Raw genomic sequence first — 21,110 nt, forward strand, 5'->3', positions numbered from 1 at the left:
ACTTACCCCCAAATAACTTTAACTGAATATACCAAGCAGCCAATCAACCAAACGATGGTAGCTACTTGTAAGAATAAACGCAGACCAAACGGTTTAATATAGTCCATCCACAAATCACGGATACCAACCCATGCGTGCAGGAACAAAGCAATAAAGCTCACTTGAGTAAACAATTTCACCCAAGTTTGGCCAAAAAATGCCTGCCATGCAGCGTATTCTTTTGGCAATGCCAACAAGAACGCAATCAACACAACAGTATAAATCAGCATAATGACAGCAGTTGCACGCTGCATTGCCCAATCTCTCAAACCGTAGTGGGCACCGGTTAATTTACGATCTACCATAACAAGGCTCCAATCACTACAGTCAATACCAAAGCAGCAACAAACACCAGCTTAGCAGTATTACGGGCTGTGTCTAATTCCAAACCTTTATGCGCATCCAACAACAGGAAGCGGATACCGGCCAAACTGTGATGCAGATATGCCCACAGCAAACCAATCAAAGCCAGCTTCACCAGCGGATTGGAAACAAATGCACGATAGGCTTCAAAATCTGATTCTTGACTTAATGTACCTGAGAGCAAGTAAAGCAATACCGGCAAGGCAATAAACAAAACAACACCGCTGATACGGTGCAAAATAGAAACAATCCCCGGTATCGGCAAGCGAATATTAGGGATTTCTAGAAAGACAGGACGTGGTTTGGCGGACATGGTCTGTTCCTCTGAAATTTATTTTCTTCTCAAAATTGGGTAGCGCAAAACTACAATGAATTACACTTGCTATAATTTACATGGTTTAGCGCCATTTGAACAGTCCAATTTGTAAACAATCTAATAAATTTTTACAAAAAAGAGACAAAATAATTTTATCGTATTTCTTTTTAACTACTCCTTTCGCCTGATAATTGATAATATCAACCTAAATTGCCACCCCTTAGATAAACATTCAATTTATTTGAATTTATTCAGTCGGCAGCACCTGCTCAATTTCCACATAATACTGAGCAATGGAAATTATTTTGATATTAATTAAATACGGCAGTTATCTTAATCTTGCTTAAGGATTGTACTTTCTGGCTGCTTATCATAAAACTGCATTGAGTTGACGTATCTTATCATCCAATCTCTTATACTGACCTTGGTATTCCGTTCCAATGTTTTATCAGACAAGAAGAATGGCCAAACACACATACTATATATGACAACAATTAAAGGGCTTTTCTATGAACGACACAAACTCTGCTTCACCTGAAGACTATCTGCCAAAATTCAGACGCAAAAAACTCGATGAACCCGGTTTCTTGCGCAAGCTTGGCCGTTTTGCAGGCAGATTGGGCGCACCGGTAGTTCGTCAGCTTTATGCGCTGTATTTTTTGTGGCAATCCCCTCATACACCCAAACAAGCCAAGATGATTATCTTGGGCGCATTGGTGTATTTCTTCAGCCCGATTGATGCCATTCCCGATTTGTTAGGGCCATTGGGATTCACCGATGATATTGCCGTGATCACATTGGTTTACAGCCAAATGAAAGCTTATTTGACTGAAGACATTCGTGAACAAGCACGCATCGCTACGGATAAGATTTTAGGTAAGAAATAACCAACAAAAAAAGGCCGTCTGAAATTCAGACGGCCTTTTTTTATATCAGATTATTGCAATGGCGACATATTCATCACTTCCATCAAGAAGTTGGTAAATGCCGGATTGCTTGGTTTGCTACGCATGCTCTTCCAGCGTTGCTGCCAACCACGCAAAGCGTTCTGAATATACAACTTAGATTGTTGGGTAGTGATTTCACCACGTTGGCTATCCACAGCAGAACGCAAATACACTTCATACATACTGTCGTCAACAGAATTGCGACCAACCAATTGGATACGATAGCGGTTTAAGTATTGCGCTGCCTGTACTTTAGTCATCTTTCCTTGACTGACTTGATAGCTCAAGCGTGTAGCTTCGTCACGGATTTTGGAAACATCCGACCAATGACTAGAAGCCAAACGGAAACCGGCGGCCGGTTTCTCAGTTCCTTGGGCATTAGTTGAACCTACCGGCACTTCTTTTAAAGTGGGCACGTAGATAGACTGACAGCCGACAAGTGCCGCCAATGTAAATAAGAGGGGGATATATTTTTTCATGTGGGTCATTATAATCAGATTCATCAAATAGTCCAAATGATGGCAGCACGAATACATCATCAAGTTTGCTCAATTACAACATATTTCGAATAGGCCGTCATGATCCGGAAAATGAAAACACACAAAAAAGGCCGTCTGAAACGGCCTTTTTAATCACTGATCTTATGCCAAATCGGCAAACAATGGCGTAGAAAGATAACGCTCACCATAAGAAGGAATCAATACCACAATCAATTTACCTTCGTTTTCGGGGCGTTTAGCCAGTTGCAATGCGCTCCAAACAGCTGCACCGGAAGAAATACCCACCAAGATGCCTTCTTTTTCTGCCATCGCACGGGCAGTTTCAAATGCTGCTTCATTTGGCGCTTTAATGATTTCATCGTAAATAGTGGTATTCAATACGCTCGGTACGAAACCAGCACCAATACCTTGAATCGGGTGTGGACCTTTTTCACCACCGCTCAATACAGGTGAGGCTTCCGGCTCTACTGCAACGATTTTGACATCAGGTTTGTGTTGCTTCAACACTTCGCCCACGCCGGTTACTGTGCCACCGGTACCCACACCAGCTACAAAGATATCCACTTTACCATCGGTATCACGCCAAACTTCTTCAGCAGTGGTTTCACGGTGAATTTGCGGATTGGCTTCATTATCGAATTGACGTGGCATGAAGTAAGTGCTTGGATTTTCGTCAACCAAAGATTGTGCTTTAGCGATTGCACCACCCATACCTTCGGCAGCCGGAGTTAAAATCAATTCGGCACCAAATGCACGCAACAGCATTTTACGCTCTTTACTCATGCTCTCTGGCATAGTGATGGCCAATTTATAGCCGCGAGCAGCACACACCATTGCCAAACCGATACCGGTGTTACCGCTGGTTGCTTCAACAATCACGGTATTTTTGTTGATTTTACCGGCCTTTTCCGCCTGCTCAATCATCGCTTCTGCAATACGGTCTTTTACGCTGCTACCTGGGTTGAAAAATTCCAACTTCACAGCAACGTCGGCTTTCAAACCCTCGGTCAAACGGTTTAATTTCACCAAAGGAGTATTGCCGATTAATTCGGTAATGCTGTTTGCAATTTTCATGTTCTGCTCCTGAATAAAGATAATACAGCCTGCATATTAAGCTGAGGCCATCTGAAAAACCAATATTTAATATTTCTTACTTTATAACTTTTTGTTTAAAAACGCCCTACGATGATGATGGACAAAACCACCGCCACTTGGACGACCAACAACATCAAAAACCCACTTTGCAATTGCCGGCTGCTAAATAAGCTGGCAGGCTGCTTCATGATTTTAACGCGGTGCACATAAAATACTGCCATTAAAACCAATTGCACGATAAACCAATAGCTCGGCTCCAAGGCATAAAAAGCCAATAATGCCGGCATGGAAAAAATAGAGGTACCTTCCGGATAATGATACCAAACCATACCTGCCAATAAAATAAATACCGCAGTCATCAGCGCATTGCTGACTGCAAACAAGCTCAGCAAAGGATGCGCTTCATCAGCCTGCCAAAATTGGCCGTCTGGTGTTTTTTGCCAATGGTTCAAAAAGAAAAAAATACTGCCTATCGTTAAATAAAAATGCGGAATAAACAAAGGCCCAACATGGGTAATGCCCCAGGCACCAGGTATAATTTCCGCACCCAAAAAGCCCACGCCCAACCATGCAATCACTGCCGCCCAAAACCATTGGAATTTCTCAGCTTTAAAAATCAGCCCCAAGAAAAACACGGCATAAATCACGGCTGCCCATAAATCAAAATGAAAAGCCATCTTAATATTGCAACTCGCCTTCAAATACTGTTTCAGCAGGACCGGTCATCATCACATCATCACCATTCTGCCAGCTGATAAACAAATCGCCACCCGGCAAGCTCACCTTAACCGGCACACCCCCATCCAGTAACCCTAAGCGTACACCGGCCACAACTGCCGCACACGCGCCGGTGCCGCATGCTTGCGTTTCACCCGCCCCACGTTCATACACACGCAACTGAATCGATTGGCGATCCACAACCTGCATAAAACCAACATTTACGCGTTCCGGAAATTGGCTATGCGATTCAATGGCCTCACCCCAATGCTCGACTGGCGCATTTTGCGTATCTTCCACCACAATGACCGCATGCGGATTACCCATATTGACGCAACTTACCGGAATGGATTCCAAGCCCACCAGCACAATATGTGTTAAGGCATCATCTGCTTCATCACTAACCGGCACAAACGGAATTTCAGACGGCATAAATTTTGGTTTGCCCATATTCACAGTAACCAAGCCATTATCCAACAATTTGGGCACAATCACGCCACTGGCGGTTTCCACCAAAATTTCTTGCTTGTCAGTCAACCCTTTATCCACCACAAAACGCACGAAACAACGCGCACCGTTCCCACATTGCTCTACTTCCCCGCCATCGGCATTAAAAATGCGGTAACGAAAATCCACCGCTTCAGATGATGGTTTTTCCACCACTAAAAGCTGGTCAAAACCCACACTGCGAAAACGGTCAGACCATTGTGCTAAAGGGGCTTCTTTTGGGTCAAACTGCTGCTCAATTGCGTTGACCACCATAAAATCATTACCCAAGCCATGCATTTTTGTGAATTTTAAAGTTTTCATTATTATTTCCTAACCACTATTCATCTAAAAAGATTCAATAACGGACTGTATAAAGTGTAACGTTCGTGAAACCAAACGATTTCAATGTACTGAATCAACACATGATTCAAAAGACTGTTTGAATAGATTCTACCCTAATTCAGCTCCATTTTATGGCCTATCACTTTACCTATCACAGTATTGAAAAAGGAACCGCACAAAATCTTGCCAACATTCTACAAGAATTATTCCAACATTTTGCACTCATACTCGATAGAAATAATAAATTAGCATAACCACTCTTTTAAACAATACATAATTTCTAATATCACGCCTCCGGTTATAAATTGTCCTTCAATTGCCAAACAGTATTTTCCCCACCGAAGCACTTGTGGGGATTCTCGTTTCCAAAAACCAACAAATCTCCTGCCAATTCTTGCCTTTTACCTAGCATAACGAAAATCAGCAATGAAAACCGCTATACTCATTGTCGTCAGTTAATAAAGAAATTTCCAAAGGAAAAACAATGAAAAAGATTCTGTCAGCCGCACTCGCCATCACCGCTTTAAGCGCCTGCTCAGTAGGCACACCCGGCATGTCTGTGGGCTTAGGCGTGGGCACCCGACTGGGCAGCCATGTCGGCTTGGGCACTTCTTTAAATATCCCTGTGCGCTTGGATCAAACCAAAATCGGTTCCAACACCAACCAAAGTAAAAACAACGGCGGCGTCAATATTGTTGACGAGCAAATTGTGACTTATTTTGACGCCCACGGTAATGCTTCAAATAATGCGGTGAAAGGTGGCTTTTACCGTCAATTATTGAGCAAACGTAATAATGAATATGTGGTGCAAGATTTTTACAGCGACAACAGCATCAAGCGCACTGACCCTTACACCATCAACCGCAACCAATTGATGCAATTTCGCGCGACACCGACCAACGGCTCGCTGATAACCTATGCCTACAACGGCAACGTTATGCAGCAACAAGTTTTCCAAAACGGTAAATTGGTTAGCGCAAAATACTGATTGCGGCAAAATAAATAGCTTACGCAAATAATGTGCATACCTAGCTTTCAGACGGCCTGATAACACAAGCTTGCCATCGTATGTTACCGATAAAATAAATTTTCTTAGCTTTCAATTATTTGTAATATTGCTACGAATTTATTGCCTTTTATTGGTTGACACATTTTTTGCAGACGCTATAATACGCTCCATTCCCCGATAGCTCAGTCGGTAGAGCGACGGACTGTTAATCCGCAGGTCCCTGGTTCGAGCCCAGGTCGGGGAGCCAAATTAAAAAGCCTGAACAGAAATGTTCAGGCTTTTATTCTTATGTATCTCTAAAAAACAATGCCGTCTGAAAAGGTTCAGACGGCATTATTATTATTGCGTACTCACTTGTTTCATCCAAGCAAACAATTCGTCCAAATCATAATCCCCACTATGTGGCACACCCCATGGCAAAGCATAATCCACTTTCGCGCCATGGTTTTGCAGCTTAACCGCCAACACTGCAGACACCGCCAATGAAGTGTCACGGTCGTTGGTGCCGACACGAATCCGCCAGTTTTGCGGCATTTTCGCGCTTGCGTTGCCCACATAATTCAGCGGATTCATCATTTTAATGTCTTGCGCTGCGGCCATGGTTGCGCCTGCTACGGTGCTGTTGTTCATAGCAAACGCGGTGAAATGCTGTTTGTCGGTATCGGCATTGCCAAACAATTGGTTTTCACCGGTCGATAAATCCACGCCGTCAAACGCAGGCGGCGTTTTCTGACGGCCTGCGGTTTGTGCATATTGGGCAAATGATGTAAGCGGGATACATGGGCTTGAGTTTATTGGATAAGGCTTTTTGTGCTTCGGTGAGCGTACCCGGTACCAATTCGCGCTTGACGTTGTAATCCAGCATGGTCACACTCATTTTCTTATAATCGTTGACACCGTTAAACTGCCATTCATAAGCCATGTCGGCGTGTTCCAAATCGATAATCGGACAATATGCGGAAACGGCAAAAATATCATCGCCCGCATTCACTGCGCCTAGGGCTTTCAAATGCGCTTCATAATCCGGATGATTGCCGCTTGCACCCAATAATGAAGACAGCGCACCGCCCGCGCTGGTGCCGTTGGAAATGATTTTTTCAGCATCACCCGGCATCACTTTATCGTTGGCTTTCAAATAGCGCACTGCCGCTTTTAAATCGACAATTGCCGCCGGTGCTTTACCGTTGGCAGCAGTTCGCCCACGTGCACCTGCCGATGCCACCACATAACCTTTTGACAAGGCTACCGCTGCTGCATTCGGTGATTGCACCGCATTTTCAACCATAGGTCCACGCGGGCGTTTCAATTCAGGCTTCGCCGGTTTGGCCGGCATATAGCCGCCGATTTGATTAGGGAAGAAAATCGGTGCCGTTTCTGCTGTAAAGCCGTCAATATTGCCATTTTGGTAATATTGCTCCGGCACATAAATATTCATCACTTCATATTCAGCATCGATTGGATTTTTGACATACACAATGCCTTCATAGGCACGGAATTTAATCGTTTCACCATTCACCACCATACTTTGCTCAGTGTATGGCTGCTTGGAAAAATCCAAATCATGACTTGTTTTGCCCGATGTCGTCGCACAAGCACTCAAGCCCATCACCACGGCAGCCGCCAATAATGTTTTATTTACTGCATTCATGTTGATAACCTTAATCATTCAAATAAACGATTGCGATTATGCGCCCAACTTTGGTTTATTCCGGTTAAGAAGCAGAAAAAATCGCGCTATAATAGCGTTTTTCAGACGGCCTCACTCATGACTTCCCTCCCCCTGCAAAGCTATACCGTATATCGTGCCGATTCAGACGGCCTGCGTGAAGAGCAAGACGTGCTGGCCGAAGAAACCGCCATCGCTTTGGTCTACAACGGCATTACCCATGTGGTGTTGATGGCTACGCCGCAAAATTTGGAAGCCTTGGCCTTGGGATTCAGCTTGAGCGAAGGCATTTTGACCACCGCTTCCGAGCTATACGACATCGAAGTCAACGAAGCCTGCGACGGCATTGAAGTGCATCTCGACATCGCCTCCGCGCGTTTTCAAGCCTTAAAAGAGCGCCGCCGCAACATGACCGGCCGCACCGGCTGCGGTTTGTGCGGCATCGACAGCTTGGCCGCGGTCAAACCGCAACTGCCGCAAGTGCCGCGTGGCCAGGCATTGACCATCCGCAACATTCAGACGGCCTTAGCCGATTTCGACAACCATCAGCCCTTGCGCCAATCCGTTGGCTCGGTACACGGCGTGGCTTGGGTACAAAACGGTCGTATTTCAGCCGCGTTTGAAGATGTCGGCCGCCACAATGCCTTAGACAAATTAATCGGCCACGGCACGCAACAGGCTTACAATTGGCAGCAAGGTTTCGCGCTGATTTCCAGCCGCGCCAGCTATGAGATGGTCGCCAAAGCCGCTGCGATGGGCATAGGCTGCATTGTTGCCGTCTCCGCCCCAACCGCGCTGGCCGTGCGCTTGGCCGAACAAGCCGGCATGACCTTAATCGGCTTCGCCCGCCCGCATAAATTTACCGTTTATACCCACCCGCAATATATTGTGAAATAATCATTCGAATCACATATCTTTTCAGACGGCCTGTTGATCAATAGGCCGTCTGAAACACACCACAAGGAAAATACATGAAAACCACCACCATCAAGCCAGTTGAAGAAATCCAAAAAGGCTTGTTCCACACCCCATTCTGGCTCGCGCCGGAACAAGAAATCTTTGCCGAGCGCGCCGTGCGTTTCAAAGAATTGGCGCAGGCAGACAAAAGCGAATGGAATCTTTACCTGACGCTGCTTGCCACCGTTTGCGAAGCGCAACAAGCCGTGATGGCGCGCCATGATTTGACCTTGAATCAATTGGGCGAAGGCGCAACTGTTTTGCCCGAAGCTTTGAATAGCGATGTGCCGTCTGAATTTTTTGACGTATTCGGCGACATTTTGAAAGAGGTGAACGGCAAAATCACCGCCACCGCCGCCATCGAAGTGAGCAAATTAAAAGCCTTAAGCCAAGAACAAGCCAAAGCCTTGGCCAAGCGCGTATTAACCCAAACCACCGAAGACCAAGACCGCTCAGCCGAAATCTGGGTGCAAGCCGCATTGCAAGTGATTTGGACGGCATGGGCTTTGCAACTGACCGAAAACCATGTCCCGCCAACCGAAGACCGCACCATCTGCCCTTGCTGCGGTACCGAACCGGTCGGCAGCGTGGTGTTGATCAAAGGCGATTTAAACGGCTTCCGCTACATGCACTGCCCATTGTGCAACAGCCGCTGGAACGTGCTGCGCGCCAAATGCCCGACCTGCGGTGATGCCGGCAATATGCGCATTCAACACATCGACGAAAAAAGCACGCCTGAATTGGCTCCGGTCTATCAAGGCGCGCATGCTGAAAGCTGCAAATCCTGCCACAGCTACCGCAAACTCTACCGCCTCGACAAACAACAATACGCCGATCCGGTCGCTGACGACTTGGCCTCACTGGGCTTGGATATCGTCATCGGTGAAGCCGGTTTCGACCGCGCCGGTGGGAATCCGTTTTTATTGTTAGATTGATCCAATAATTGCGTTATTATCAAACGAAAAGGCCGTCTGAAAACAAATTTTCAGACGGCCTTTAATATTCAATCATCCAAACCAATCACATCTTAACGTGGCACCGGTTCACACTTGGTTTGGAATTTATTGTTTTTATCATCGTAGGTCAGCGTTGTCACACCATCTACAATGCGTAATTCTGTTGCATTACCAAAGAAACCGGCGTTATTTTGGAAACGCTCACCTTGACCTGCCGGCGCTTTTTGCAATACCGCGCTTGGGTTACCTGCCACGTTCAGCGCAGTGACTTTCACACGGTCAGCACCGCCTTTGGTTGTACCGGACACACGGATTTTTGCACCGTTGTCACACACAAAATCATGTTCCGCCTCAACCTGCTGCGGGTGCACCGAGCTACACGCTGCCAAAACCGCTGCAACCGGCAATGCTGCTAATAAATGAGTGACTTTCATATCCATCTCCTATCGTATTAAATTATTAATATTAATAAATTCATTTCACTAGACTACAATTTCATATTAGCAAAACTGATTTGAGATAGCAAACCGGCCTGGACAAAAATACCTAATTTATCCCTTAAAAAACAGCTACAAGCAGCAAAACACCATTTTCTTTACTTATTTTTCATAAGAAAAATAGATAGTTAAAATGATCGTGTAAAAAAACATTAGTTTATTTAAGATAATACGATATGATTTATTTCGCTTAGCTAAAGCAATACTAAACCATAGATAATAAAAGCAAAGGATTAGATGCAACAAAACCGCTTCTAATTAAAAGCGGTTTTTACTTAATCATGGTGTCAACAGATTACTAATTTTCACCATATCTGCATAAGTTGTTGATTTTATTGATTTTTTGGTGCGACGGAGAGACACTAATTTTTAATTCAAATATATGATTTTAAATAAGTAAATTTATTCAATATTTTAAAATACCCCCAAAAATACCCCCATTTTGCACAAGTCACCCATTTTTCCCCCTGTTTTTTTTTGCTCACCGGCATAAATCAGATTTAGGCCGCCTGCATCATTTTTTCAGACGGCCTAACCTATCGGCTGAAACAGCCCCATCATGCCCCAAATTAAAAAATAAGCGTATATAAGTTATAAAAACCAGCGGGAACAGCGGGAACGCGGGAACATTTGACTTAAATAATTGATTTTTAAATAATAAAGCGTTCCCACTCGCTTTTTTCCAGCGGGAACATTTTCCCCGCCAAAACTACCCAATTTACTATCTATCCATATGATTTAAAACAATAAATATCAAAAACACACCAGCGGGAACAGCGGGAACATTTTCAGCCGGTCAGCCTGTTTTTCTGCCATCAATACCCTAAAAACAGAAAAAACCGCCTGAATTTCAGACGGCCTTTGCTTGGCTGGTGTTATTTCGGCTCGGGCGGCTCAATGCCGACTAGTACATAATGCGCCCCATGCCCGCGTTTTTTGTGGGTAAAGCGGTTTTCTTTTTCATTGCGCTTTAGCCAGCCTGTATCATGTAACACACGACAAACCTTATTCCGCTCAAAGCTGCCGCATATTTCACTAACAAATACAGCGGGAATAATCCAATACTCGTCAGCTTCTTTCTGCTCACCCTGTTTAATCCAGCCCGCATGATTGGTATCAGTCCAGCCTCCTGCGGTGTTATTCCAATCGGTAAATCTTTTACTCCGCCCAAACCGCTGCATAAAGTCGCTTGTTTGCTCTTTGATTTTTTCATCTTCATATTTGCCTGTTCCGTTGGTCGCTAACCATTCATCAAAGCATTGTTTCACACCAGCCATGCCTACACCGGCGGGCAAGCCGGTAACAGGGGCGGCCATTTCTAGGGCGGCTGCAACCAATGCAAAGCGGCGGGCAACGCGGCGGGCTTGGCCTGAAAGCTCGGGTAGCGTTTCAAAAAATGCGGCTATATGCGCTTTGGCGGCTTCCGGTGTGGTTTGGTCTATCAGGCGGATAAATGCGCGCCCTGCATGGCCGTGATATTTCTCTACCGTTTTTTCTAAATACTCCGACAACATTACGCCACTATCAAAGCCGTGCAATGTGTCATAAATACCGTATTTTGCAACGGCGGGGATATTAGGCAATCGAACAGCCTGCCCCGCATTCCAGCTGCCATCTCTTAACATGCTGCTTGGTGTTTTTTCACCGGTGGAAAGCATTAATATGCGCCATCGGGTCAAGGCTCGATTGCCGCCATCTTTTGCGCCCTGTATCTTACCTACGCCATTCATCAGGCTATACACGGTATTACCTATCACGCTAGGATCGGTAACTTGGCCGATTTCGTCCAACACCAGCAAACCATCGTTACGGGCGGCGGCGGTATTGTTAAATCCTAATGCCGTGCCTGCCCATCTCAAAAGGGCTATAGATGGCTTACCCCATACGCTCAAGGCAACAAGCGAGGCGATTGTTTTACCGTCCGATGAATCGCTATACAGATGAAAACCGCCCGATTCTTCGCCCAATAACGACAATAGCGGCGCGGCTAAGGCGGTGCCAAGGGCAAGGCATAGGCGGCTGTTGCCTGCGGCATAGCGGGCTATTTGCTGCTGCCATGCTTCCAGCGTTCCCGCCTGTGTGTAGGCTGCTGCTTGACTGGTGTCGCCATTGTAGATAATGCGCGGTGCTTCTTTGCCATCGTGGATTGCTTCGCCACTGGGTAACAGGTAAACGCCGTCATGCCAGCCCGCTCGGTTGGTAATGTTGTAAAGCGTATTATTGCCATGCGCTTGCAGATAATCCGCTAAACGCTCACGCTTCACGCGGCCGCTTAAGATGGTAATGCCGTATTGCTGTAATTGCCGCCAGCCTGCATTGCTGCCTATATCGGCCTGCGGTATGGCTGCCTGCTTGGTTTGCCGTGTCAGGCGGTCGCGCCATTCAATAATGCGGTAATGGCTGCCTTGTTCGTCTATGCCCCGTCCGATTAGGGCTATCGGATCAGCCAGCAATAACGGCGGCTGTTCGTGGGCCCTGCCGTCTTTATCGTGGGTAATGCCGATGTAATGCACACCATTGCTTCTTACTTCATAGCGGGGCTTTAACTGGTAGCTTTCGCCGCCATTGCCGCCCACACCTTCAAACATTTTCATAAAATCGGGTTTGCTGCCGGTGTCGGCCTGCTTGTCTTTCTCTGCCGTGGTTGTCATAATTCAATCTCCGTTAAATGCTTTATCTGTGTGCAAAGGCCGTCTGAACATTCAGGCGGCTTTTGCTTTGCCGTCAATCGTTGATACCGCCCGCCGCTTCCGCTGCTTGAATGGCGTTCAATTCGTCTAGGGCATCGGTGTTGGGGGTGTCGCTTTTCCAAGTAAACACGTCTAAGCCTGCCTGTATTGCCCGCCGTGCCAGCTTGTCGGCTGCTTCCAATCCTGCGGGGTCATGGTCGGCATAAATGCCCAACGCCTGCAATTCAGACGGCCATTTGAATGATTTCAGGCCGCTGGTGCTTAAACAAGCTGATACCGGCCAGCCGGTTAATTCATGCGCGGCTAAGGCGGTTTCTATGCCTTCACACACCATCAGGGCATTGTTTACCGGCTGAAACAGTCTCACGGCATGGCCTGATAACCAGCTCATGCCCTCAAATCTCACTTGCATTTTTTTCGCCGGTAATTGCGCGCCCGTTTCAGGGTGATGCAGATTCAATTTAGTGTAGCTCTGCGCATGGCTGCCGCTGTCGCCCTGCGGTTTGGTGTAGCAGCGTTTCAGGTAGGTAATGTGTAAGCCTGCAAGTGTGCCGTCTGCTTCGGTAATGGCGGCAATCATGGCGGGAAAACGGCCTATTTCTTTCCAGCCGTCTGAACATTCCGCCCAATACGGTAAGGCGGCGTGATAACGCAATGCTTCGGGGTATGGCCCGGCCATGGTTAAGCCCCTGCCTTGCAGATACCCGCTAACAGGGTCGTCATCACTTGCCGGTGCGGCTTGCTCCCATATCGCGGCCAGTTTGTTCAGGCGGTCTTTAGGCGGTGTTTTAGGGGGCTGGGGCGGTGCCACACGCGGCGTGGCTGGGGCGTGTGTTTCGGGGGCTGCGTTATCGATCATGCCCAAAACACCGGCAACGGCTAACGCTGCTTCATGGAATGAATAGCCGAAATAGTGCATCAGCAAATCAAAGCCATCGCCTGCGCCGTTTTTGTAGTGGGTGCAGATAAAGCCGCCATTGCCGCCTTTATCGTCAAACCGGTATCGGTCGGTGCCACCACACGCGGGGCATGGCTGGTGTTTGTTGGTTAGGCTTTCAGACGGCAAGCCAAGCGCGGTTAAAATGCCGTGCCAGTTACCGGCGGCACGTTGTCGGATTTCGTGATAATTAAGGCGGCTCATTGTGCTGCTCCTTTCGGTATCGGCTCATAAACAACGGCGGCCATCGGGTCGGCGGTATAGACTTGCTCCCATGCGGTGGCCTGCTCTGCTGCCATTGGTTCAGCGGTCGCGGGCTTGGTACAGGCATAAGCGGTTATGACAACGGCGGCGGCCAATGCGGTGCGGATAGCGTATTTCATGGCGGTTATCCTTTCAGTCGCGTTGGTCGGGGGTAACAGCCAAATCATCAGCCCGCTCGCTTAACATGGCTTGGCTTTCGCCTAATAACAGCGTTTGCGTTAAGCCGTAATAAAGCTCTGCGCCCTGTTGCTCTAAGCTTTTTTTTGGAATGGCGGCCATCACTACACCCATGCCGGTTTGAACATCGCTCAAGTGGTTGGAAGATTCCCGCATTAGCTCGGCCAGCAATTCCGTGTCGCGTTTGCCTAACTGCTTAATCTGCGGCTCGGCCAGCTTCAAAAGGCTATCCAGCAAGCCGTAAAGACTGGTATAGCCTGCGGCGGCATTGATGGTTTTTGGGGTATTGGTGTTGTTGGTTTTCATGATATTTGCTCACTTTCCGGCGGTGCTTTGCTTTTGTCATGACTGATATAAATCAATCACTTACTGAAACACACGCCAAATTGAAGATGTAGTTTCCCCCTGCTGTAACGCATATCAGCAATAGCAAGGCGGTTATCGGGGCTTAGTTTGGCGTGTGGCCGTCTGAAAGCTGCCAGCCGTAACGACTGCAAAACAAACGCGCGGCCAGTAATGCGCTCTCACGCGTATCAGCAACGGCAATACGCTGCCAGCTCTGATTATCAGGGCGCATGATTTCAACCGTGTAGCTGGTGTGTGGTTGGTCGGTATCCCATGTGTCGCGGTAAACACGATAAGCGGCGGTGTGATTCATGATTACACCTCGCCCGAAACGATACGGCAAACACACCAGCGGCGGCCGGTCTGAATGATGTTGAAACGGTAATTGAGTTTGCAGCGTTGCAGGCGGTCGATATGGCGGCCTGCTTCGGCCAGCGTATCAAAGCTGCGGATTTTTTGAGAAATAATCGGGCGCGTGAATGCGCTGCGGATAGGCTTTGCGGCCTGTGTTTGATGATTCTGCATTTGAATGCTCTCTTTCGTTTTGGCTTAATCAAGCCGCTGCAACTTTCCACGGTTGCGGGGCGGCAAGCAAAGGGCAAAGGGTGGAAAACTGGCCAAAACGTAACCAGCAAGGCATAGCCTTACTTTGCCCCGCTTACCATTGAAAGAGATAATGCAAGGGGAAATGCAAGCGTAAAAAATCCGCTTCAATCCTGTGAAGATTTGGGCGGCTGCTTGCCGTTTTGGTTTCAGCTTTCCACGGCTGAATCTGCTATTGAACAGATGGCCGTATTATTGCCTGATTACTTTCAGCTTTGCAAGCGGTAAACGCCTGCCAAAATTTAAAAGGCTGATTAAGCGGTATTTTTTGTTGATGGATAGGCCGTCTGAATTTTTAGAGTCCATAAAAAAGGGGCAATACGGTAAATTTGCGCGTGTGGCGCGTTTTGATGGCTGGTGTAAGGGTTGGGTATAGCCAAACCATCAAAACGGCCTGATACGCGTGTTTTTGCGCCTTTATTGCGGGGTTTGAATTTTCTGACATATTAGGCCGTCTGAATTTAATGACATATAGGGCAACCTTCTCGCGCGCGCGCACGCGCGTACTGCTCCTTCGATGCTTTCCAAAATATCGTCCAAAGCCTGACAACCTTCTCGCGCGCGCGCACGCGCGTACTGCTCCGAAAATTCGTATTTCAGCCTACAAACACGATTAAACAGAAAACAATTAGCAGAAAATGCCAATTATACACTTAATCGCATAAAAATATTTTCGGTTAGCACACAATCTAAGCTGTCGAGCCGGTTCGGGGGCTAAATCCGCTTGGATTTTTAATACCCCCCCCTTTAGCAGGTAGTGCTACACCAGCTTAAAAGCCATCAGGCTGCTTTAAGCATTGGTCGTGCAAACATCTGTACAAAGTCATTCACACGTCTTTTTGCTTCGGCATAGGCCGCCTTATGCCCGCGCCCATTTGCTAACTCTTGCTTTATGGCTGCATCTGCAATTTGGTAAGCTGTGCCGATGGCGGATTTTTGGGCGGCGGTCAAATCGCCGCGCTGCCCTGCCTTTAATCCAAACGCCTGATTGATCATTCGCTCGATGTTGCTGTGATAGATGTTTTCAGGCGTATGGCTGCCAAGCTCTGCCGCGTGTTGATACATGGCACGCGCTGAATCATGAACAAGATGCTGAAACGGGATATAGCCTTGACTGTGAATCTCGCGCAATCGGCTCATATGTGCGAAAGCGATAACCAGCCGCTTTTTAAATTCCACTACTTGCACGGTGTTCTTGGATAGCGTGCCAAGAAAATAGCATTGAGTTTCTGTAAGCATGGCGAACCGCTCGGGCGTGCCGCCGCCTTGTTCTCGATTACCACGTGCGATTTCAAATCTCACGTGGTGAAACGGATTATCGGGATTTGATTGCCGTTCCACTTCTTCAAGGGTTGTTAAATGGTTGTGAATCAGCTTCATCAAGCTGCGGTGTTTAATGCCCAAAGCATCGGCAATGCTACGGCTGTCGGCGCGTATGCCATATTTGGCGGTTACAGTCATATTCAGGCCGCTTTCTGTTGCGGTTAATTTGCTCATACCACTGCCCCTTTCTCTGCTGCCAACGTGAAAATGCCATGCTTCACGGTCTTGCCGTGCTTGTTAATGTGTGGCTGCATGGTGCAGATGATTGGATAGCCCGCCGCCCGCAATTCGCTGATACGCGCCGGAAAGCCCATAATGCCCATTTGCGCGGCTTGGTAGTGGGTCAGGCTCTGCCCGCTCTGCAAGATGGCTAGGATTTCGCCGCATTGAGATGTGGGCGAAAAGCGGTTATCATGGCGGGCGTGGTTAAGGCCGTCTGAAATGCCCTGTGTGTTTCGGGCGGTTTTGTTTTGTTCCATAGCGTTCCCCTTATACTCGATTGTTTGCTGCCAAATTGCCGATATAGTCGCTGATTTCACTTTCCAGCCAAGCGGTGCTGTTTTCCCCTACTTTAATCGGGCGGGGTAAGTCGGCACGATGATGGCGGCTTTTAGGGTTGTTCCAGTTCCACCATGTGGAAACAGAAACGCCAAACAGGGCGGCGCATTCTTTGGCGCGGATAAGTTTATTTACTTGCATAGCGTTTAATCCTATGGGGTTGTTATCCATAGGCAAAAGAATAGCCGCCCATCGGGGCGGCTTGTTCTAATTAGGATTGTTTAAAACCTAATTAGGTTATTGAGAAAGGCGTTCAATACCTTGTTTGATGTATTTTGCCAATGTATCTCCAGTAGGCGGCTTTCCTAGTTTATCTGCATTCCTTTCCCATTCTTGACGAATGGTTTCTGCTGCCTCGTAAGGCTTATTGCAATCGGTTTTAGTATAAATAACCGAAAGTGCAGCAATAATTTCAGCTTGCTTATTTTCAGTGCGTTTACCGATGGATTTATTACCCCCCATTTTCTCTCGTAATGCCTCTTTTAGTTCTTCAAAACTTTTACTTGTAAGGCGTAACTCATCAGGGGTAACCGTAATACTCCATTCATAGCCTTCTAAAAAGCTCCTATCTGGATATTTTGGCCGGAATCGATAATTTTCTATTCTAATAAAATCGGCTTGTTCTTCCTCTGGTATAAATTGAAAAAACCAACCTTCCGCTTTAAAATCTGTAATGTATGGTAAGCCTGCATTCTGCCCATAACTTTCATTTTGTATATCAATTACTTCTTGTGGCGTCTTACATTTAATAAATTCCTTTTCACTAAAGCGATTTTTTCCAGCTGGTTTTTTAAATCTCATTACAGTGTAATTTTCAAAAGCCCGATTAACACCACAATGCTGCAATCCCTCTAGTTTTGCCTCAATATGTTCCCCATCAATATCCATTAAATATGGAAATACGCAAACCTTAGCCGATTTGTTTATCTCAACTTCTTGCATTTTGGATTCATGAATTGGCGCAAAATATCCATTAAACAAGCCAGCTTCTACAATCAATGGTTTATTAACATCTGGAAAATATCTTTCTGCTAAGCTCCTTTTAAAAAAATGCATTGTTGATGTTTGTATGCAAAAATTAGCTAATCCGATAGCTCCATAATGGATAAGGTCATCAATCGTAAAATCATCATTTAGCTGCTTACTTAACTCATTAGCAGCGTCTTTTAAAGTGTAATATGCTCTCCATGCCATTATTACGCTCCCCCTGCGCTCTTTCCCCATCAGAATCAAACCCACACCAGCAAGGCTAGGGAATGCCCTGTTTTCGCCGTTGGTAGCTAATCGCGGGCTAGGTGTGGCGGTAAACGTTTCAGACGGCCTTTAGCCGATGTTTTCCATAATCCACGTCTTGAACAGCGGGTTATTGATCACTGGCTTGCCTGTCGTGTCGGTACTTATCCATTCATGCCGTTTCATGCGGCGGATTGCGCCTTGTATGCTGCTGCTGGTTATCGTTTCCACACCAAGCAAGGCGGCGTATCTTTGACGGCTCTCTTGGCTGTAAGGGCTGGTGTTTCCCTTTGCTATATCTTGGATAATGACCTGTTCCAGCGGCTTCATTTGCTGCCATTGGCCTGCTTCTCCGTGTTGCGCCCCTAGGGCTTCTATTCTGTTTTGTGCGGCCTGTTCTAGACTGATTTCAGGGCTTAATATCATGTCTTGAATAATCGCCCTCATGTACATGGGTGTATGGTTCAGACGCTCAAACAGGCTATACAGGGCATTTTTATCCAGCCTGTTGCCGGTGCGATCTTGGTAAATATCGGCTAGAAAATCGGTAAATGATTTGTCCAACAGCGGAAAATCCAAAGCGTGGGCAAAGTGGAAAAACGGGGCTTTGTTGTCATTGAACATGGCGCGTAAGCCGTTGGTGCTGCTGCCGGTAAAAATAGTCTTTACTTTGGCTTGATTGATGTCCAGCCCTGTTCTTAACGAACGTATCAGGCCGCCGGTATCGTTCAGCCGTGCAAGCTCCTGCACTTCGTCCAACAGCAACAGACTGGGGCGGTTGTCATTGGCAATGTGGCTAATGATTTCGCTGATAGTCGGTATAGCCTGCTTATGTGTTTCGCGCTCTACTCCTACGCCCAATACTTCTATTTTGCTAATCCCGCTCAAAAATGTTTTTGTCTTGCTACCTGTCTGTATGCTTTGGGCAAACTGATACAAGGCCGCCTGAAATTCGATGGTAGGCGTGGCGCTGTCCATGAATGAAAAATAAAAGACGTTAAAGCCGCGTTTTTCTGCCATCGGCGCAATATCCTGCAAAAGAAACTGGGTCTTGCCCATGCGGCGCGGTGCGAACAGGGTAAAGGCGTGCGTAATGCCATCTTTCAGGCTGTTCAACAGTTTGGCCGCATAGTCGGCGCGGTGGAAAAATAAAGGGTCTTTCATGTTTTCTGCTGTATCGGGTTAGATGTCGTTAGACGTAATTATACATAGAATGGCTAATTATACAAACCATGTATAGCGCTGTATAACGCGCATAAAAAACACTGGCGGCGCGGCTGGTGTTTGTGTTTTCAGACGGCCAAACGGGTGCCGGTGCGGGTGTTGAATAATGTTGAACCAGTAACCGGCCAAACACCCAATGAAAGACGGCCTGAAAATCTACCCTGTCGCAAATGGCTCAAATTTGCGATTTAACGGCATTTATCCCAAAAGGTATGCAAGGGGCATTCCCAAGCCAAGAAATGCGCTCTGTGATGAAATTTACCGCCCTGCTGTCGATTTTCTGAATATGCAGTCATCACACCGGCAATTTAATCAGCAACCAAAGCGGGAAAGCTGAAAATGTTCCCGCTGCGTTCCCGCTCTGTTCCCGCTGATAGAATATAGTTAATTATAAAAATATGTATATATATTATATAGTTATGTATTGGTGTTCCCGCGTTCCCGCTGTTCCCGCTGTTTTTCTCGCGCGCGTATGGTGTTTTTCTCAAGGCAATAAAAAACACCAGCCGGTTAAGCTGGTGTGTTTTCAGACGGCCTTTGCTTCCCCATCTGCTTCAAGCATGGCTAGTGCTTCCCGATAATGGCCGCGCAATAGGTCGCTATACCATTGCATAAACTCGGTACGTTCGGCCATATAGTCGGCACGGTTATAGGCGGCTCTAATCCTGTTTTCATCAATGTGGGCTAACTGCCTTTCAATGGCATCGCGGTTATAGCCCTGCTCATTCAGAATGCTGCTTGCAAGGGAGCGGAAACCGTGGGGCGTGGCAATGCCGTAATAGCCCATGCCGTTGATGATTTTGCCTGCGGTGTTTTCACTGATATAGCCATCGGCGGCGGTGCGGCTGGGGAATAGATAGGGGGTATTCCCTGTTTGGTCGTTCAGTTCGTTTAACAGCTCAATCGCCCAATCAGATAAGGGGATTATATGCTCACGCGGCCGCTTCATGCGCTTGGCTGGGATAGTCCATATCTTGCGCTCAAAGTCGATTTCCTGCCATCGGCCGCCGCGTATCTCTTTATTGCGGGCAAAGCAAAGCATAATCAGCATAATGCAAATACGGTTTGACTGCTTGCAATCTGCCAGTATCAAACGGCGGTAAAACTCGGTCAGCTCTTCACGCGGCAAGGCCGGCATAGGGCGCGTTTCAGACGGCTTGATATAGCCTTGCAGTAAGGCGGCGGGGTTGCGGTCGGTTAATTCTTCAAAGCCCGCGTATGTAAATACCGCGCCTATCCATTGTCTGATTTTCTCGGCGGTCTCTGATACGCCCCGCTCGGTCACTTTATCCAATACGGCCTTTATCTCTTTCTTGCCGATTTCGTTTATCGGCATTTCGCCAATAACGGGGAAAACATCGGTTTCAAAATACCGCCAAACACGGGCGGCATGATTGGGCTTCCAGCCTTTACGCATGATGTTCTTTTCGTGCCATGCCTTGGTAACGTGGGCAAAGGTATTGAGTAAGGCCGCCCTACGCTCTTGCTTGGCCTGCTGCTTCATGGCGGCGGGGTCTTGGCCTTGGGCAATCATACGGCGGGCATTCTCGGCTGCTTCTCGGGCTTCCACTAAAGAGATTTCGGGGTATTTGCCGATTGAAAGTAATTTCTCTTTGCCGCTTATACGGTACTTCAACCGCCATAGCTTGCCGCCTGCTGGTGTAACTTGCAGATACAGGCCGCCACTATCAGCCAGTTTGTAGGCTTTATCAGCGAGTTTTGCATTCTTTATTTGTCGGTCGTTTAGTGGCATTTGGGGGTATTTTTTCAGGGGTATTTTTCAACACCCCCAAATATACCCCCAATTTATGGTTTATTCAATTAGACAGCATTAGACGATATTAGACAGCAAGAAAGCATTGA

Annotated in this window: 23 protein-coding genes, 1 tRNA gene and 1 pseudogene; 5 read left to right on the forward strand and 20 right to left on the reverse strand. The window is 47.1% G+C overall.

Annotated elements, in window-relative coordinates; translation table 11 throughout:
• Positions 1-2: 2 nt before the first annotated feature.
• Both sdhD and sdhC read right to left on the reverse strand, forming a co-directional pair.
• The gene (gene sdhD, locus ACM67B_RS07660; RefSeq protein ID WP_416189123.1) at positions 3-344 is read right to left on the reverse strand and encodes a succinate dehydrogenase, hydrophobic membrane anchor protein; all 342 of its coding nucleotides are present in this window, start codon (positions 342-344) and stop codon (positions 3-5) included.
• Positions 338-715 carry a succinate dehydrogenase, cytochrome b556 subunit gene (sdhC, locus tag ACM67B_RS07665; RefSeq protein ID WP_416189124.1) on the reverse strand — a complete coding sequence of 126 codons (378 nt, stop codon included), beginning with the start codon at positions 713-715 and terminating at the stop codon, positions 338-340. Before sdhC ends, sdhD begins: the two co-directional genes overlap by 7 nt.
• 512 nt (positions 716-1,227) lie before the next feature.
• On the opposite strand from sdhC, the gene ACM67B_RS07670 reads away from it, so the two are divergent.
• Positions 1,228-1,605, forward strand: a complete 378-nt coding sequence (locus ACM67B_RS07670; protein ID WP_416189125.1) for a YkvA family protein — start codon at positions 1,228-1,230, stop codon at positions 1,603-1,605.
• Between the two features lie 50 nt (positions 1,606-1,655).
• Here ACM67B_RS07670 and ACM67B_RS07675 read toward each other — a convergent pair whose 3' ends face one another.
• The 4 genes from ACM67B_RS07675 to dapF all read right to left on the reverse strand — a co-directional run bounded on the left by ACM67B_RS07675 (position 1,656) and on the right by dapF (position 4,787).
• Positions 1,656-2,153 (reverse strand): prokaryotic membrane lipolipid attachment site family protein, encoded by a 498-nt coding sequence (locus ACM67B_RS07675; protein WP_416190548.1) that lies wholly within the window; start codon positions 2,151-2,153, stop codon positions 1,656-1,658.
• Between the two features lie 153 nt (positions 2,154-2,306).
• The gene (gene cysK / locus ACM67B_RS07680) at positions 2,307-3,239 is read right to left on the reverse strand and encodes a cysteine synthase A (RefSeq protein ID WP_416189126.1); all 933 of its coding nucleotides are present in this window, start codon (positions 3,237-3,239) and stop codon (positions 2,307-2,309) included.
• A 95-nt stretch (positions 3,240-3,334) separates the two neighbouring features.
• On the reverse strand, positions 3,335-3,937 hold the full coding sequence (locus ACM67B_RS07685; RefSeq protein WP_095502139.1) for a hypothetical protein: 603 nt from the start codon (positions 3,935-3,937) through the stop codon (positions 3,335-3,337).
• 1 nt (position 3,938) lies between these two features.
• Positions 3,939-4,787 (reverse strand): diaminopimelate epimerase, encoded by an 849-nt coding sequence (dapF, locus tag ACM67B_RS07690; RefSeq protein ID WP_416189127.1) that lies wholly within the window; start codon positions 4,785-4,787, stop codon positions 3,939-3,941.
• A 505-nt stretch (positions 4,788-5,292) separates the two neighbouring features.
• Here dapF and ACM67B_RS07695 point away from each other — a divergent pair.
• Together ACM67B_RS07695 and ACM67B_RS07700 are read left to right on the forward strand one after the other, a co-directional pair.
• A complete protein-coding gene (locus tag ACM67B_RS07695; RefSeq protein ID WP_416189128.1) occupies positions 5,293-5,796 on the forward strand; it encodes a membrane lipoprotein lipid attachment site-containing protein in 504 nt (167 codons plus the stop codon).
• Between the two features lie 192 nt (positions 5,797-5,988).
• Positions 5,989-6,064, forward strand: a tRNA-Asn gene (locus ACM67B_RS07700).
• 92 nt (positions 6,065-6,156) lie between these two features.
• On the opposite strand, the pseudogene ACM67B_RS07705 reads toward ACM67B_RS07700, so the two are convergent.
• A pseudogene (locus tag ACM67B_RS07705) lies at positions 6,157-7,465 on the reverse strand (subtype B tannase).
• Positions 7,466-7,582: 117 nt separating this feature from the next.
• Between ACM67B_RS07705 and fdhD the strand changes: the two are divergent.
• Together fdhD and fdhE are read left to right on the forward strand one after the other, a co-directional pair.
• Entirely contained in the window at positions 7,583-8,380 is a 798-nt protein-coding gene (fdhD, locus tag ACM67B_RS07710) for a formate dehydrogenase accessory sulfurtransferase FdhD (RefSeq protein WP_416189129.1), read from the forward strand.
• A gap of 74 nt (positions 8,381-8,454) precedes the next feature.
• On the forward strand, positions 8,455-9,375 hold the full coding sequence (gene fdhE / locus ACM67B_RS07715) for a formate dehydrogenase accessory protein FdhE (protein WP_416189130.1): 921 nt from the start codon (positions 8,455-8,457) through the stop codon (positions 9,373-9,375).
• Positions 9,376-9,467: 92 nt separating this feature from the next.
• Here fdhE and ACM67B_RS07720 read toward each other — a convergent pair whose 3' ends face one another.
• The 13 genes from ACM67B_RS07720 to ACM67B_RS07780 all read right to left on the reverse strand — a co-directional run bounded on the left by ACM67B_RS07720 (position 9,468) and on the right by ACM67B_RS07780 (position 21,000).
• Entirely contained in the window at positions 9,468-9,830 is a 363-nt protein-coding gene (locus ACM67B_RS07720) for a hypothetical protein (RefSeq protein WP_416189131.1), read from the reverse strand.
• Positions 9,831-10,768: 938 nt separating this feature from the next.
• Entirely contained in the window at positions 10,769-12,544 is a 1,776-nt protein-coding gene (locus ACM67B_RS07725; protein ID WP_416189132.1) for a DUF927 domain-containing protein, read from the reverse strand.
• Between the two features lie 73 nt (positions 12,545-12,617).
• Positions 12,618-13,724: a toprim domain-containing protein gene (locus tag ACM67B_RS07730; RefSeq protein ID WP_416189133.1), complete on the reverse strand. Its 1,107-nt coding sequence runs from the start codon at positions 13,722-13,724 to the stop codon at positions 12,618-12,620.
• Positions 13,721-13,903 carry a hypothetical protein gene (locus ACM67B_RS07735; protein ID WP_416189134.1) on the reverse strand — a complete coding sequence of 61 codons (183 nt, stop codon included), beginning with the start codon at positions 13,901-13,903 and terminating at the stop codon, positions 13,721-13,723. The genes ACM67B_RS07730 and ACM67B_RS07735 overlap by 4 nt, the downstream gene beginning before the upstream one ends.
• A 13-nt stretch (positions 13,904-13,916) precedes the next feature.
• Entirely contained in the window at positions 13,917-14,267 is a 351-nt protein-coding gene (locus tag ACM67B_RS07740; RefSeq protein WP_416189135.1) for a hypothetical protein, read from the reverse strand.
• Between the two features lie 142 nt (positions 14,268-14,409).
• A complete protein-coding gene (locus tag ACM67B_RS07745; RefSeq protein ID WP_095502263.1) occupies positions 14,410-14,619 on the reverse strand; it encodes a hypothetical protein in 210 nt (69 codons plus the stop codon).
• A 2-nt stretch (positions 14,620-14,621) separates the two neighbouring features.
• Entirely contained in the window at positions 14,622-14,831 is a 210-nt protein-coding gene (locus ACM67B_RS07750; RefSeq protein ID WP_100564597.1) for a hypothetical protein, read from the reverse strand.
• A gap of 858 nt (positions 14,832-15,689) precedes the next feature.
• On the reverse strand, positions 15,690-16,406 hold the full coding sequence (locus ACM67B_RS07755; protein ID WP_416189136.1) for a Rha family transcriptional regulator: 717 nt from the start codon (positions 16,404-16,406) through the stop codon (positions 15,690-15,692).
• Positions 16,403-16,711 (reverse strand): helix-turn-helix domain-containing protein, encoded by a 309-nt coding sequence (locus ACM67B_RS07760; RefSeq protein WP_416189137.1) that lies wholly within the window; start codon positions 16,709-16,711, stop codon positions 16,403-16,405. Before ACM67B_RS07760 ends, ACM67B_RS07755 begins: the two co-directional genes overlap by 4 nt.
• A gap of 10 nt (positions 16,712-16,721) precedes the next feature.
• Positions 16,722-16,931 carry a helix-turn-helix transcriptional regulator gene (locus ACM67B_RS07765; protein ID WP_303089197.1) on the reverse strand — a complete coding sequence of 70 codons (210 nt, stop codon included), beginning with the start codon at positions 16,929-16,931 and terminating at the stop codon, positions 16,722-16,724.
• Between the two features lie 96 nt (positions 16,932-17,027).
• The gene (locus ACM67B_RS07770; RefSeq protein ID WP_416189138.1) at positions 17,028-17,984 is read right to left on the reverse strand and encodes a hypothetical protein; all 957 of its coding nucleotides are present in this window, start codon (positions 17,982-17,984) and stop codon (positions 17,028-17,030) included.
• Between the two features lie 129 nt (positions 17,985-18,113).
• On the reverse strand, positions 18,114-19,187 hold the full coding sequence (locus ACM67B_RS07775; RefSeq protein WP_416189139.1) for an ATP-binding protein: 1,074 nt from the start codon (positions 19,185-19,187) through the stop codon (positions 18,114-18,116).
• A gap of 586 nt (positions 19,188-19,773) precedes the next feature.
• On the reverse strand, positions 19,774-21,000 hold the full coding sequence (locus ACM67B_RS07780; protein WP_416189140.1) for a tyrosine-type recombinase/integrase: 1,227 nt from the start codon (positions 20,998-21,000) through the stop codon (positions 19,774-19,776).
• Positions 21,001-21,110: the final 110 nt, after the last annotated feature.

Origin of the sequence: Neisseria sp. CCUG17229 (genome assembly GCF_047839235.1) — a bacterium.
GTDB classification, from domain to species: domain Bacteria; phylum Pseudomonadota; class Gammaproteobacteria; order Burkholderiales; family Neisseriaceae; genus Neisseria; species Neisseria brasiliensis.